Genomic DNA, 14,946 nt, shown 5'->3' with positions numbered 1-14,946 from the left:
GACAAATATGAATGCCCCGCTAGACGCAGGCCAACGCGCGACGCTCGAAGCCGCGCTCCAATCGGTCACGCTCGACGACAAATACACGCTCGAACGTGGCCGCGCCTATATGAGCGGCATCCAGGCGCTCGTTCGGCTGCCGATGCTGCAGCAGGAACGCGACCGCGCCGCCGGCCTCAACACCGCCGGCTTCATTTCCGGCTATCGCGGCTCGCCGCTCGGCGGCCTCGATCAATCGCTCTGGAAAGCCCAGAAGCACCTGGCCGCCCACCGCATCGTCTTCCAGCCCGGCCTCAACGAGGATCTCGCCGCGACCGCCGTATGGGGCTCGCAGCAGGTCAACCTGTACCCCGGCGCGAAGTACGACGGCGTGTTCGGCATGTGGTACGGCAAAGGCCCCGGCGTCGACCGCTCGGGCGACGTGCTCAAGCACGCCAATTCGGCCGGCTCCGCCCCGCACGGCGGCGTGCTGGTGCTGGCCGGCGACGATCACGCGGCCAAGTCGTCCACCCTCGCGCATCAATCGGAACACTTGCTGAAGGCTTGCGGGCTGCCGGTGCTGTTCCCCTCTAACGTCCAGGAATATCTCGATTTTGGCCTGCACGGCTGGGCGATGAGCCGCTATTCGGGGCTGTGGGTGTCGCTGAAATGCGTGACCGACGTGGTGGAATCGTCGGCCTCGGTCGATATCGATCCGCATCGCGCGCGCATCGTGCTGCCCGACGATTTCGCCATGCCCGACGGCGGCCTCAACATCCGCTGGCCCGATCCGCCGCTGGTGCAGGAAGCGCGGATGATCGACTACAAGTGGTACGCCGCGCTCGCCTACGTGCGCGCCAACCGGCTCGACCGCATCGAGATCGAATCGCCGCAGGCGCGCTTCGGCATCATGACCGCCGGCAAGGCTTACCTGGACGTGCGCCAGGCGCTGACCGACCTCGGCCTCGACGACGCGACCTGCGCGCGGATCGGCATCCGCCTCTACAAGGTCGGCTGCGTCTGGCCGCTCGAAGCGCAAGGCGTGCAGCAGTTCGCGCAGGGCCTCGACGAAATCCTGGTGGTCGAGGAAAAGCGCCAGATCCTCGAATACCAGATCAAGGAAGAGCTGTACAACTGGCCGGACAGCCGGCGCCCGCGCATCTTCGGCAAGTTCGACGAGAAGGACGGCGCGGGCGGCGAATGGTCGGTGCCGATGGGCAACTGGCTGCTGCCGGCGCATTACGAACTGTCGCCGGCCATCATCGCGAAGGCGATCGCCACGCGGCTCGACAAGTTCGAGCTGCCGTCCGACGTGCGTGCGCGCATCGCCGCCCGCATCGCCGTGATCCAGGCCAAGGAAGCCGCGCTGGCTCGCCCGCACGTGACCACCGAACGCAAGCCGTGGTTCTGCTCGGGCTGCCCGCACAACACCTCGACGGTGGTGCCCGAAGGCTCGCGCGCGATCGCCGGCATCGGCTGCCACTACATGACGGTCTGGATGGACCGCAACACCAGCACCTTCAGCCAGATGGGCGGCGAAGGCGTGCCGTGGGTCGGCCAGGCGCCGTTCACCGAGGAAAAGCACGTATTCGCCAACCTCGGCGACGGCACCTACTTCCACTCGGGCCTGCTGGCGGTGCGCGCGGCGATCTCGTCGAAGGCGAACATCACCTACAAGATCCTCTACAACGACGCGGTGGCGATGACGGGCGGCCAGCCCGTGGACGGCACGCTGACGGTGCCGCAGATCACCCATCAGGTCGCGGCGGAAGGCGCGTCGAAGATCGTCATCGTCACCGACGAGCCCGAGAAATACGACGGCAAGACCTCGCTGCTCGCGCCCGGCGTGACGATCCATCACCGTGACCAGCTCGACGCCGTGCAGCGCGAACTGCGCGAGATCGCCGGCACCTCGATCCTGATCTACGACCAGACCTGCGCCACCGAGAAGCGCCGCCGCCGCAAGCGCGGCGCGTATCCCGATCCGGCCAAGCGGGTGGTGATCAACGAAGCCGTGTGCGAAGGCTGCGGCGATTGCTCGGTGCAGTCGAACTGCCTGTCGGTCGAGCCGCTCGACACCGAATTCGGCACCAAGCGGCAGATCAACCAATCCACCTGCAACAAGGATTTCTCGTGCACCAAGGGCTTCTGCCCGAGCTTCGTGACCGTCGAGGGCGCGCAGTTGAAGAAGCCGAAGGCCGTGACGGTGGACGCCGACGCACTGCCGCCGGTGCCGGAACCGGCGCTGCCCGGCATCGAGCGCGCCTGGGGCGTGCTCGTGACCGGCGTGGGCGGCACCGGCGTGGTGACGATCGGCGCGCTGATCGGCATGGCCGCGCACCTCGAGAACAAGGGCGTGACGGTGCTCGACGTGACCGGCCTCGCGCAGAAGGGCGGCGCCGTGATGAGCCACGTGCAGATCGCGCACGCGCCCGGCGACATCCACGCGACGCGGATCGCGATGGGCGAAGCCGACCTGGTGATCGGCGGCGACGCGCTCGTCACGGCCAGCGACGAATGCACGTCGCGCATGCGTCACGGCACGACGCGCGTGGTCGTCAACAGCGCGAAGACGCCGACCGCCGACTTCATCAAGAATCCGAAATGGGCGTTCCCGGGCGCGAGCGCGGAGCAGGATATTCGCGCGGCGGCCGGCGACGGCGTCGATCTGGTCGATGCGGACCAGTTCGCGGCGGCGCTGCTCGGCGACACGATCTACACCAACCCGTTCGTGCTCGGCTACGCGTGGCAACGCGGCGGCCTGCCGCTGACGCTGGCGTCGCTCACGCGCGCGATCGAACTGAACGGCGTGCAGGTCGAGAAAAACCTCGCCGCGTTCGACTGGGGCCGCCGCGCCGCGCATGACCTGGCCAGCGTGCGCCAGGCCGCGGCCGGCTCGCGCGCCGGCGTGCCGAACGGCGCGACGGTGATCGCGCTGCACACGAAGAAGGCCGTCGATACGCTGATCGCGACGCGCGTGGAGCAACTGAGCGCCTATCAGAACGCGGCGTATGCGGCGCGTTATACGGTGGTGGTCGAACGCGTGCGTGCAGCAGAACGCGCACTCGACGGCAGCGCGTCGGGGCAGGAGCCGCTGACCGAAGCGGTCGCGCGCAACCTCTACAAGCTGATGGCGTACAAGGACGAATACGAGGTCGCGCGGCTGCAATCGGACCCGGCGTTCCTCGCTCGGCTGGCCGCGCAGTTCGACGGCGCGATGAAGCTGCGCTACCACCTCGCGCCGCCGATCCTCGCCAAGCGCGACGCCCACGGCCACCTCGTGAAGCGCACGTTCGGGCCGTGGATGCTGTCGGCGTTCCGCCTGCTGGCCAAGTGCAAGGGCCTGCGCGGCACCGCGTTCGATCCGTTCGGCCGCACCGAGGAGCGCCGCACCGAGCGCGCGCTGATCGGCGAGTACGTCACGCTGATCGACGTGGTGCTGGCGAAGCTGACGGCCGAGCGGCTGCCGCTCGCGCTCGACCTGGCGAACCTGCCGGACGGGATTCGCGGCTACGGCCACGTGAAGGAGCACAACCTGGCCGCCGTGCGCAGCAAGTGGCTGGCGCTGGTCGCGCAGTGGAACGGGCCGGAGGCGGCGACGCGGCACGTCGCCTGAGCGGCGCTCGGAAGCCGGCCTGAACGGCGGCGGGCATGAAAGAACGCCACGGCGCCTTGCGGCCCGTGGCGTTTTTCATCGTGCTTGCCGCCCTTGCAGGCGGCAAGCGCATCGGTCAAACACAGCTCAACGCGCGACGCTGTTCACGTTGGCCGCAGCCACCGCCGTCATGTTGACGATACGGCGCACGGTGGCGGCCGGCGTCAGGATGTGCACCGGCTTGGCCGCGCCGAGCAGGAACGGGCCGACCGTCACGCCGTCGCCGCCGATCATCTTCAGCAGGTTGTAGGCGATGTTGGCGGCTTCCACGTTCGGCATGATCAGCAGGTTCGCTTCGCCCGTCAGCGTGGTGCCGGGGAACGCGGCCTTGCGGATCACTTCCGAGAGCGCGGCGTCGCCGTGCATTTCGCCGTCCACTTCCAGTTGCGGCGCGCGCTCGGCGATCAGCTGGCGAGCTTCGGCCATGCGGCGCGACGAGGCCGACGGGGCGCTGCCGAAGTTCGAGCTCGACAGCAGCGCGGCCTTCGGCGTGATGCCGAAGCGCTCGATCTCGGCGGCGGCCTGGATCGTCATGTCGGCCAGTTGCTCGGCGCTCGGCAGCTCGTTGACGTAGGTATCGCACAGGAACAGGTTGCGGCCCGGCAGCATCAGCAGGTTCATCGCGGCCAGATGCGCGCTGCCCGGCGCGCGACCCAGCACCTGATCGACGTACTTCAGGTGGCTGTGGTACGTGTCGATCATGCCGCAGATCATGCCGTCGGCGTCGCCGAGGTGCACGAGGATCGCGCCGATCAGCGTGTTCGCCTTGCGCAGCGCGGCCTTCGCGAGCTCCGGCGTGACGCCTTCGCGCGCGCACAGCTCGTGATAGGCCTGCCAGCACTGCTGGTAGCGCGGGTCGTCCTCGGGATCGACGATCTCGAAATCGGTGCCGGCGCGCAGCTTCGAGCCGATCTTCTTCAGGCGCATTTCCACCACGGCCGGACGGCCGATGATGATCGGCGTGGCGATCCTTTCCTGCAGCACCACCTGCGCGGCGCGCAGCACGCGCTCGTCCTCGCCCTCGGCGAACACGATGCGGGCCTGCTTGGCCTTGGCCGCCGTGAACACCGGGCGCATGACCATGCCGGTGCGGTAGACGGTGGTGCCCAGTTCCTCGCGGTAGGCATCCATGTCGGCGATCGGGCGCGTGGCCACGCCCGAATCCATCGCGGCCTGCGCGACGGCCGGCGCGATCTTGATGATCAGGCGCGGGTCGAACGGCTTCGGAATCAGGTAGTCCGGACCGAATTCGAGCGAGTGGCCTTCATAGGCCTTGGCGACTTCCTCGCTTTGATCGGTTTCCTGCGCCAGGTCGGCGATCGCGCGCACGCAGGCCAGCTTCATCTCTTCCGTGATGGTGGTGGCGCCGACGTCGAGCGCGCCGCGGAAGATGAACGGGAAGCACAGCACATTGTTGACCTGGTTCGGATAATCCGAACGGCCGGTCGCGACGATGGCATCGGGACGCACGGCCTTGGCCGCTTCCGGGCGGATTTCCGGCTCCGGGTTGGCCAGCGCCAGGATCAGCGGCTGGCTGCCCATGGTCTGCACCATTTCCGGCTTCAGCACGCCGGCGCTGGAGCAGCCGAGGAACACGTCGGCGCCGTCGATGGCGTCGGCCAGCGTGCGGGCCTCGGTGGTGGCGGCGTAGCGCTGCTTGGACGGATCGAGCTGGCCGCGGCCTTCGTAGATCACGCCCTTCGAATCGGTCACCAGCACGTTGGCCTTGCTCAGGCCGAGGTGCACCAGCAGATCCAGGCAGGCGATCGCCGCCGCACCCGCGCCCGAGCACACCAGCTTGACGCTCGCCAGATCCTTGCCGACCACCTTCAGGCCGTTCAGGATCGCGGCCGAGGCGATGATCGCGGTGCCGTGCTGGTCGTCGTGGAATACGGGGATCTTCATGCGCTCGCGCAGCTTCTGCTCGATGTAGAAGCACTCGGGCGCCTTGATGTCCTCGAGGTTGATGCCGCCGAGCGTGGGCTCGAGCATCGCGATGGCCTCGACGAGCTTGTCCGGATCGGTTTCGGCCAGTTCGATGTCGAACACGTCGATGCCGGCGAATTTCTTGAACAGGCAGCCCTTGCCTTCCATCACCGGCTTGGACGCCAGCGGGCCGATGTTGCCGAGGCCCAGCACGGCGGTGCCGTTGGTGACCACGCCGACGAGGTTGCCGCGCGAGGTGTACTTCTGCGCGTCGAGCGGATCGGCGTGGATCGCCATGCAGGCGGCCGCGACGCCCGGCGAATACGCCAGCGACAGGTCGTACTGGTTCGACAGCGGCTTGGTCGGCGTGACCGAGATCTTGCCGGGCTTGGGATTCTGGTGATACGCGAGCGCGCTCTGCTTCAGTTGTTCATCCATGATGGGTCGTCTGATGTGCGAGAAAGGCGGAACGGTTGAGGATGGGAAGTGCGAAACGTTGCGCCGGCACCCGGCAGCAGGCATGCGCCGGGATGGAACGATCGAGGGGGATGGTCGATGGCGTCAGCGGTCGCGCGCCGGATCGGCGCGCCGTGGAACCTGCTGTTTGCGGGATGGGCAAGGAGACCAAGGTGCCGGCAAATTCTGGTGGGCGCTAAGTGTACACCTGGCCCGACACGTGTGTGGCTGCCCCCCGGGATACTCCTCATAGCGCGACGCACGGCCGCAGCAAGGCCCGGCGACACGTTGGCGAGCGCGCCGGCAGGCGCCCGCCTCGGCCCCCCGTTCGGGCCGTCCGGCGGCCCGCCGATTCGGGTAAAATAGCGGCCCACGCGCGCAGCGAAATTCCGCCGCCTGCCGGTTCTCCGGCTTGGCCCGGCCGGACCCGTCGCCGCGCCACGGTGCCCCGCGCCCGCCCTCCCGCTCAACACCCAAGGAATGCCCATGACAGGCTTCGATCGTCAAACGATCTCCGACACGACCGCCAAAATCCTGCTCGAAGTGCAGGCGGTGCACTTCAACGCCGAAAAGCCGTTCATCTTCACGTCCGGCTGGGCGAGCCCCGTCTACATCGACTGCCGCAAGCTGATCTCGTATCCGCGCGTGCGCCGTGGCCTGATGGAGATGGCGGAAGCGACGATCCTGCGCGACGTCGGCTTCGAGCAGATCGACGCGGTCGCGGGCGGTGAAACCGCCGGCATTCCGTTCGCCGCCTGGATCGCCGACCGCATGATGCTGCCGATGCAGTACGTGCGCAAAAAGCCGAAGGGTTTCGGCCGCAACGCGCAGATCGAAGGCCATCTCGAGGAAGGCTCGCGCGTCCTGCTGGTGGAAGACCTGACCACCGACAGCCGCAGCAAGATCAACTTCATCAACGCGCTGCGCACCGCCGGCGCCGAAGTGAACCATTGCTTCGTGCTGTTCCACTACAACATCTTCAAGGAAAGCGTCTCGGTCCTGAAGGACATCGACGTCGACCTGCACGCGCTCGCCACCTGGTGGGACGTGCTGCGCGTCGCGAAGAACTCGGGCTACTTCGAAACCAAGACGCTCGACGAGGTCGAGAAATTCCTGCACGCGCCGGCCGAATGGTCGGCCGCGCACGGCGGCGCCACCTCGCCGAAGGACTGAGCGAACGCGCCGCACGCACGGCGCGCCTCGCCCCCGGAAACGCCCGTCACGCTAGCCCGTGACGGGCGTTTTTTCATGCGCACGCAGGCGGCCGCGAGGTAGACTCCCTCTCATCCTTGACACAGGGTCGCAACACCAATACGTGCCGGCGCACGCCGCCGGCCGACGTGAGGGGAGGATCGCGGCATGCTCGACGCTCGGCAGCATCAGCGCCTGGAACAACGGCAGAAGCGGCACCGGCGGCAGCGCCACGCGCTGCGCGCGCTGGCAGTGGCGGCCGCCGCGCTGGCCTGCAGTGCACAACCCGGCGCGCAACTTCCGTTCACGGTGTCGAGCACCGATCTGCGCGACGGCGGCCGGGTCGGCGCCGCGCAGCGCTACGCCAAGGGCGCCTGCCACGGCGAGAACCGCTCCCCCGAACTCAGTTGGCAGAACCCGCCGCCCGGCACCCGCGCCTACGCCATCACCGTCTTCGATCCCGACGCGCCAGGCCGCGGCTGGTGGCACTGGGCGGTGATCGGCATCCCCGCCTCGGTCACCAGCCTGCCCGCCAACGCCAGCGCCTCCGGCGCACTGCGCCGGCTCGGCGCGGCCGAAGCCCGCAACGACTACGGCAACGACGGCTACGACGGCCCCTGCCCGCCGCCCGGCAAGCCGCACCGCTACGTGATCACCGTCTACGCGCTCGACACCGACCGCCTGCGCACCGTGCAGGGCCGCCCCGCGCAACTGTTCGACCACGAGATCGGCGTCTCCACGCTCGGCTGGGCGCGGCTCACCGTCACCGACGAGCGCTGAAGCCGGCCGTTCGGGCCAGGGCCCGATCATCGAACACCGCCGTCAACAATCCGTCACGCCGCGCAGGCACGATGAACGCCGCCGCTTTTTTCGGCGCAACCGGTTACGGCCCTGTCCGTGAAGTCTTAAAATGGCGGCTTTCCGGCGTTCGCGCCGGCCGCCCCATTCCGTGAGAGCAAGATGACCACGAAAGTTTTTGTCGACGGCCAGGAAGGCACGACCGGCCTGAAGATCTTCGAATACCTGTCCGCCCGCAGCGATATCGACATCCTTCGCATCGACGATGCGAAACGCAAGGATGTGGAGGAGCGCCGGCGCCTGATCAACGCCTCGGACGTCACGTTCCTGTGCCTGCCCGACGTCGCCTCGCGCGAATCGGCCTCGCTGGTCGACAACGACCGCACGGTGCTGATCGACGCCAGCACGGCGTTTCGCACCAGCGCCGACTGGGCCTACGGCCTGCCCGAGCTGACCCGCGCCCAGCGCGAGCGGATTCGCGGCGCGAAGCGCATCGCGGTGCCGGGCTGCCACGCTTCGGCGTTCGTGCTGGCGATGCGCCCGCTGGTCGAGGCCGGCGTGGTGGCGGCCGATTTCGCGGCGCACAGCTATTCGATCACCGGCTACAGCGGCGGCGGCAAGAAGATGATCGCCGACTACGAGGCCGGCGGTAACGACCGCCTGGCCAGCCCGCGCGCCTACGCGCTGGCGCTCGGCCACAAGCATCTGCCGGAAATGGCCGCCCACACGGGCCTGGCCGACGCGCCGATCTTCACGCCGATCGTCGGCCCGTTCTTCAAGGGCCTGGCCGTCACCACCTACTTCACGCCGAGCCAGTTGGCCAAGCGCGTGGGCCCGCAGGACGTGCAGCGGATCTTCGCCGAGTACTACGCGGGCGAGGCGTTCGTGCGCGTCGCGCCGTACGATGCGGCCGAGAACCTCGACGACGGCTTCTTCGACGTGCAGGCGAACAACGACACCAACCGCGTCGATCTGTTCGTGTTCGGCAACGCCGAGCGCTTCGTCACGGTCGCGCGCCTCGACAACCTCGGCAAGGGCGCATCGGGCGCGGCGATCCAGTGCATGAACCTGGCCATCGGCACCGCCGAGGATGCCGGCCTGAACCGCTGACGCACTCCTTGCCCGAAGGCAATGCGGCGATTTCCGCCGCATTTCGACAAACCGGCCCGCGCGGCCGGTTTTTTCTTGTCCGCGATTTTCTCGCATGCGGCGGATATCGCGGATTGCATTCCCGAATCGCGCGCTGCCGCTATTCACGAGAATTCACATTCTTTCGAAACACTGAAAAATCGGCCGATTTTCCGCTGCTTCCCAATCATGAATATCCCGAATAGGGATACTCCCGAGTTCGCGCGCGCGAGCCTTGTGCCGCAAGCCTGACGACGTATCGCCGCGATCGGCGAATGCGCCATTTCGCGCACTCTGGAGGGAGTTTTCAAACGCCATTTACGTTTTAATTGCTCTCGACATGCCTGGTTTTACTGGCGATTTTGGCATGCGTCCCGTTTCAATCGCCTTTTTTAGACGATTCCATCAATTGACAGCCGAAGGTGGCGCGGCGAAATTACATCGCACAATTACACCGGAGACGCAGGCATGTCACACGCCTTGTGGAAGGGGACGGCCATGGCCATCGTGCCGGCCCCTTTGGCGGCCGCCATGGGCGCGACGATCGACCGATCGTCGGCCTCGGCCGGCGCACGGCACCCGATCGCGGGTGACGGCGCGTCACGTGCGCGAGCCTGCCTCGCGCCGCGCCAGTGCGCACACCGCCGCGCCGGCATCGCGTCGCTCCGCTTCGAGCGCCGGCCGGCCGACCACGCCGCCCTGTCTCGCCTCTCCCGCTTCCCGACGACGCACCTTCGCGCGAGATCCGCGCCCCGTCGCCTCGACGCACCCATCACGCCGGTGCAAGCCGGCACGCCGACCGCCGATCGCACGGCGGCGGCTCACCACGCATGCCGGCCCCAGGGGCCGGCTGCGACACACAGGATCAACGGGGGCGTGACGCCATCGGCCGACCCACGGCCAGGGGGCAACACGCACGGGTAGGGCAAGCAAAGAAGCGGCCGACAGGGAGCTGGCCGCCACCAAACAAGACAATCCTGGAGGAGCAACATGAAGCGGAATATCGTACTGGCCGCGGCCCTTGCCGTGCCTTTGCTGTTGTCGGCCTGCGGGGGCGGGGACGAACAGCCGCCCGCCGCGCTCGCCGCGACCGAGCCGGGCCTGTGCCCGTCGACGCTCGACTACAGCACCGTCTACACGGGCGGCGGCGGCGACGGCGAGCTCGTCAAGCTGCAACTCGATACGACCAAGAAGACCTGGCAGATCACCTATGTCGAATCGCCGATTCCGGTGACCACCGGCACCGTCACGCCGACCCGCGCGGGCAGCACCGCCACCGGCACGCTGACCCAGGAAACCGGCCTGCCGACCCAGAAGCTCAACAACTGCGCGTTCCAGTTGAACGGCGCGACGCTCGATCCGACGCGTCCGGCCCGCGTATTCGTGGGCTTCGGCGTGGCGGGCGGCACGATTCCCGGCGCGCGCATCTCGTACGCCGGCGTGATCGGCGTGGGCGCGGTGCCGGATACGACGTTCCCGTACTACCCGTTCATCGGCTTCTCGGCGATCGAAACCAATCTCGCGAACCTGGCCGGCACCTACAGCCAGCTCGGCTACGGGCAAGTGCCGTCGCAGAACTTCGCGCCGACCACCATCGACGCCAAGGTGACGATCAACGCCGACGGCACCTGGACCCGCTGCGACACCACCGGCCAGTTCGCCGGCACCTGCCGTCAGCCGGGCGGCAACCTGACGGCCGCGCCGGACGGCTCGGGCGCGTTCGTGACCAGCAACTACCAGGGGCAGGTGAAGCCGACGCTGGCGCCGTCCGGCCCGCAGGCGAAGGGCTACATCATCGTCGGCAAGCTGCGCAACCAGCTGGTGCCGATCATGATCCGCACCGGCGTGGCGAACCCGAACCCGCTGCCCGACGCGAACGGCATCCCGGGCCTGACCGCCGACGACGAATCGGGCATCTCGATCATGTCGCCGCAGTCGAACATCGTGCTCGGCTCGCAGAACGGCGAATACATCGGCGTGGACAGCCAGTTCAACTACCGCACCACCGCGCTGATCAACGCCCAGGCCACGCTGCTCGATCCGTTCAACGCCTCGCAGGCCTCGCTCGCAACGGCGCTGAACCTGAACTTCGGCCAGGCCACGCCGGGCACGGTCACCTCGGTGCACACGGACGCCACCAGCACCACGGCCACCGGCAAGTTCATCTTCACGGGCGGCGTGTTCGGCTTCCTCGACAACAACAACCCGACGACGCCGTATTTCACGATCGGCGCATTCGTCCAATAACCGAGGGGACCCAGCCGTGAAAAAGACCTTCCTTTGCGCGGCGGCCGCGAGCGCCGCCGCGCTGGGGCCGTGCGCGGCCCATGCGCAGAGCGCCGGCAGCAACGTGATCGGGCTGGGCTGGTTTCATGTCCAGCCGGTCCAGAGCAGCACGTCGCTGAACACCAGCGTCGCGCCGACGCCGATCAACACGCCGCTGCGGCTGCCGTCGCAGTTCGATTCGCCGGGCACCGGGCTGCGCACCAGCACCGCGGACACGGTCGGCCTGACGATCAGCCACTTCCTGACCGATCACATCGCGGTGACCTCGGTGGCCGGCGTGCCGCCGGTGTTCAAGGTGCGCGGCAACGGCACCATCACGCCGCCCGGGCCGGCCGGCGCGCTCGGCACGCAGAACATCGGGCTCGGCGCGGTGAACCCGATCGTCAAGAGCGTGCGGCAGTGGAGCCCGGCCGTGATTCTTCAGTACTACTTCGCGAATGCGAATGCGAAGGTCCGGCCGTTCCTCGGCGTGGGCGTGTCGTACAACTGGTTCAGCGATCTGCAACTGAGCAACAACTTCATCAAGCAGACGCAGGACAACCTCGGCGCGGTTCTCGCCGCGGGCGCGGGCAAGCCGGGCACCACGCAGGTGTCGGCCAAGGCGTCGTCGTCGTGGCAGCCGGTGTTCAACGCGGGCGTGACCTATGCGATCAACGACCACTGGGGGCTCATCGCATCGGTCACCTACATCCCGTTGAAGACGACCTCGACGGTCACGATCAAGGCGGCCGACGGCTCCACGCTGGCGGAATCGAAGAGCGACCTGAAGGCCAATCCGATCATCAGCTACCTGGCGGTGTCGTACAAGTTCTGATCGCCGGCCGGATCGAAGGGAAGCCGGGAAGAAGCAGGGCGTCGGAGGCAGCGGGCCGCCGTGGCGAATCGTATGGACGAAAAAAAGCCCGCCTAAGAGGCGGGCTGAATCCATATCAGAGGAGACATGGAGGAGACAGGTCCGACTATACCCGAGCGGATGTGGCATCGCAACATTTCCTTGTAGAAAATAAGGACTTTCCCTTGCGGGTTGTTGCGGAGTCGCGACAGGCGCTCCGCCCGGCGCGCGGCGCGTTTCGAGGCAGTTTCCGATGCGGCTCGATGCCTCGAAATGCACGCCCGGCAAGGCATGCAAGAAAAAACCCCGGCTTGCGACACACGCCGGGGTTGTTGTTTTTACGGTGAGCCCGAAGGCGGGACGCCTCCGGATGCGTCACGCAGTGCGGCAGACTGCCGCGCACCGCACCGGCCTCGTCAGTGACGCACCAACGCCATCGCCGCACCGAAGCCGACAAACACGCCGCCCGTCAGCCGATTGAAGATCCGCACCACGCGCGCGCTGCGCAGCGACGCGCCGATCCGCGTGCCGAACGCGCAATAGACGACATACCAGCCCACCTCGCACACCGCCAGCGTGACCACCAGCACCGCGAACTGCGGCAGCTTCGGCGCGGCCGGGTCGATGAACTGCGGCGTCAGCGCCACCGCGAACAGCAGCGCCTTCGGATTGCTGCCCGACACGAGAAAGCCGTTGCGAAACAGCGCGCCCGGCGTGGCGGCCACGCCGATCGTGAGCGGCGCCGCCTCGGCGGCCGGATCGTTCGCGGCGTCTTCCACGCGCGCGCGCCAGGCCTTGATGCCGAGCCAGATCAGATAGCCCGCGCCGATCAGGCGCAGCGCATCGAACATGCGCGGCCACGCCGTCAGGAACACGCCGAGCCCGGCCGCCGAGACGAAGAACATCAGCACCAGCGCGAGCAGCGCGCCGGCCATCGTCGCCGTCGTGCGGCGCATGCCGTGGCGCGCGCCGTGCGACATCACCAGCATCATGTTCGGGCCGGGAATCGCCGACACCACGAACATCGTCGCCAGGAACAACTCCCACGTATGCCAATTCATCGTTGCCTCGATCCGAAATGCCTGAAGGAAAACCGGCCAGCATTATGCCGGGGTTTTCGGGCGCGGCGAACCGGCTCGAGCGGTGACGTTCCGTGACGATCCGTGATGTTCAGCGGCCCGCGCGACGCGCCGCGACTTCGCCGAGCACCGCGAAATCGCGCTCGCCTTCGCCGTGCGCGACCACGTCGAGCAGGTTGTCGCGCAGCACGCTGGCCACCGGCATCGGCACCGACACGGCTTCCGCCGCCTCGATCACCAGCCGCACGTCCTTCAGGCCGAGCCGGGCCTTGAACAGCGCCGGCTCGTAGCGGCGCTCGGCGATCATCGCGCCGTAGCCCTGGTAGATCGGCCCCGGCAGGATGCTGTTGGTGATCACGTCGAGGTAGTCGCTGAACGCCACGCCGTGCCCCGTCAGCAGCGCCGCGGCCTCGCCCATCGTCTCGATCGCCGAGGCCAGCGCGAAATTGGCGGCCAGCTTCACGGCGTTGGCCTGCTGCGGCAGCGAACCGAGCCGCCAGGTCTTCTTGCCGATCACGTCGAACGCCGGCTGCACGCGATCGATCGCCTCGGCGGGGCCGGCGGCCACGATGGTCAGTTGCCCGAGCGCCGCGACGTTCGGGCGGCCGAGCACCGGCGCGGCCACGTAATGCAGGCCGCGCTCGGCGTGCGCATGCGCCAGCGTTTCGGCCAGCGCCACCGAAATGGTGGCCATGTTGACGTGCACCAGGCCGCGCGGCGCATGTTCGAGCAGGCTCGCCTCGAACACGCCGCGCACGGCCGCGTCGTCGGCCAGCATCGAGAACACGGCGTCGCCCTGGAACGCCTCCACGATCGAGCCGGCGTGTTCGGCGCCCGCCTCGACCAGCGGCGCGACCTTCTCCGGCGAACGGTTCCAGACGCGTACGCGATGCCCCGCCTTCAACAGGTTCAGCGCGATCGCGCCGCCCATCTCGCCGAGACCGACAAATCCGATATCCATGCTTCGCTCCTTGGTGGCTGGAGCGTCGAAGTAAAGCACAGCCGCGCGATCCTTGCCGGCGCCGAAAATGAAACAGTCCCGGCCGCGCGAACGGACGGGACTGCTTGTGAGAAGAACCACCGCCGCGCTACGCGCGCGGCGCGAGCGCTTACTGCTGCGCGCCCTTGTCGTTGGTGCCGGCGCTCGAAGCGGCGGCGGCCTTCGCCTTGCCCTTCGCGCTGCCGTGCTTCTTCAGCGTGTGCTTCGGCTTGCTCTTGTCGTGCTTGGCCGGTGCGGCCGCCGGGGCCGATGCGTCCTGCGCGAACACCGATGCCGAACCGAAGGCGAGCGTGGCGGCGGCCAGCGAAACGAGAAGCTTCTTCATGGTTCTACCCCTGCGTGAATGAATGGAAACGAACGGCGCGGATCGCATCCGAAACCTCGCCGTCGCTGTCTGTTCAACGTGCGCGCGGCACGCCGCGTTGACTGTCGAAAACCCTGATTCGGCAGCCGTCGTTTCCGTTCGTGCAGGCGTCAGTGGAACAGCTTCATCGCCTGCGCCAGCGTGTTGACGACGCCCCACACGAGCGGCACCAGCACGTACAGCCAGAACACCACGAGCAGCCCCTTGTTGGTGGCATGCGCGGCGTCGTTGCGGGTCGAGAGATCGGTCATC

11 protein-coding genes are annotated in these 14,946 nt (G+C 67.8%); 6 read left to right on the top strand and 5 right to left on the bottom strand.

Annotated features, from left to right (window positions below):
- Positions 1-7: 7 nt before the first annotated feature.
- Positions 8-3,595: an indolepyruvate ferredoxin oxidoreductase family protein gene (locus AB4850_RS33380; protein ID WP_414443652.1), complete on the top strand. Its 3,588-nt coding sequence runs from the start codon at positions 8-10 to the stop codon at positions 3,593-3,595.
- A gap of 126 nt (positions 3,596-3,721) precedes the next feature.
- Here the strand turns inward: AB4850_RS33380 and AB4850_RS33375 are convergent, their stop codons facing one another.
- Complete coding sequence (locus tag AB4850_RS33375) at positions 3,722-5,998, bottom strand: NADP-dependent malic enzyme (RefSeq protein WP_414443651.1); 2,277 nt, start codon at positions 5,996-5,998, stop codon at positions 3,722-3,724.
- A 504-nt stretch (positions 5,999-6,502) separates the two neighbouring features.
- Here AB4850_RS33375 and AB4850_RS33370 point away from each other — a divergent pair.
- The 5 genes from AB4850_RS33370 (at position 6,503) to AB4850_RS33350 (ending at position 12,233) form a co-directional block, all read left to right on the top strand.
- The gene (locus tag AB4850_RS33370) at positions 6,503-7,189 is read left to right on the top strand and encodes an orotate phosphoribosyltransferase (RefSeq protein WP_206126309.1); all 687 of its coding nucleotides are present in this window, start codon (positions 6,503-6,505) and stop codon (positions 7,187-7,189) included.
- A gap of 186 nt (positions 7,190-7,375) precedes the next feature.
- Positions 7,376-7,987 (top strand): YbhB/YbcL family Raf kinase inhibitor-like protein, encoded by a 612-nt coding sequence (locus AB4850_RS33365; RefSeq protein ID WP_414443650.1) that lies wholly within the window; start codon positions 7,376-7,378, stop codon positions 7,985-7,987.
- A 180-nt stretch (positions 7,988-8,167) separates the two neighbouring features.
- Entirely contained in the window at positions 8,168-9,115 is a 948-nt protein-coding gene (gene argC / locus AB4850_RS33360; protein ID WP_414443649.1) for an N-acetyl-gamma-glutamyl-phosphate reductase, read from the top strand.
- A 1,008-nt stretch (positions 9,116-10,123) separates the two neighbouring features.
- A complete protein-coding gene (locus AB4850_RS33355) occupies positions 10,124-11,380 on the top strand; it encodes a DUF2957 domain-containing protein (protein ID WP_414443648.1) in 1,257 nt (418 codons plus the stop codon).
- 16 nt (positions 11,381-11,396) lie between these two features.
- Positions 11,397-12,233 carry an OmpW/AlkL family protein gene (locus tag AB4850_RS33350; RefSeq protein ID WP_414443647.1) on the top strand — a complete coding sequence of 279 codons (837 nt, stop codon included), beginning with the start codon at positions 11,397-11,399 and terminating at the stop codon, positions 12,231-12,233.
- 434 nt (positions 12,234-12,667) lie between these two features.
- Here the strand turns inward: AB4850_RS33350 and AB4850_RS33345 are convergent, their stop codons facing one another.
- From AB4850_RS33345 to AB4850_RS33330, 4 genes are all read right to left on the bottom strand, one after another.
- Complete coding sequence (locus tag AB4850_RS33345) at positions 12,668-13,312, bottom strand: LysE family translocator (protein WP_414443646.1); 645 nt, start codon at positions 13,310-13,312, stop codon at positions 12,668-12,670.
- Between the two features lie 109 nt (positions 13,313-13,421).
- Positions 13,422-14,291, bottom strand: coding sequence for an NAD(P)-dependent oxidoreductase (locus AB4850_RS33340; RefSeq protein ID WP_414443645.1), 870 nt, complete (start codon positions 14,289-14,291; stop codon positions 13,422-13,424).
- Between the two features lie 148 nt (positions 14,292-14,439).
- Positions 14,440-14,655: a hypothetical protein gene (locus AB4850_RS33335; RefSeq protein WP_414443644.1), complete on the bottom strand. Its 216-nt coding sequence runs from the start codon at positions 14,653-14,655 to the stop codon at positions 14,440-14,442.
- Positions 14,656-14,804: 149 nt separating this feature from the next.
- Positions 14,805-14,945, bottom strand: coding sequence for an MFS transporter small subunit (locus AB4850_RS33330; RefSeq protein WP_414443643.1), 141 nt, complete (start codon positions 14,943-14,945; stop codon positions 14,805-14,807).
- Position 14,946: the final 1 nt, after the last annotated feature.

This window comes from Burkholderia sp. 22PA0106 (assembly GCF_047497155.1).
Taxonomy (GTDB): Bacteria; Pseudomonadota; Gammaproteobacteria; order Burkholderiales; family Burkholderiaceae; genus Burkholderia.
Note: the sequence above shows the minus strand (reverse complement) of the source record. Positions and strands in the feature narration are given on the sequence as shown.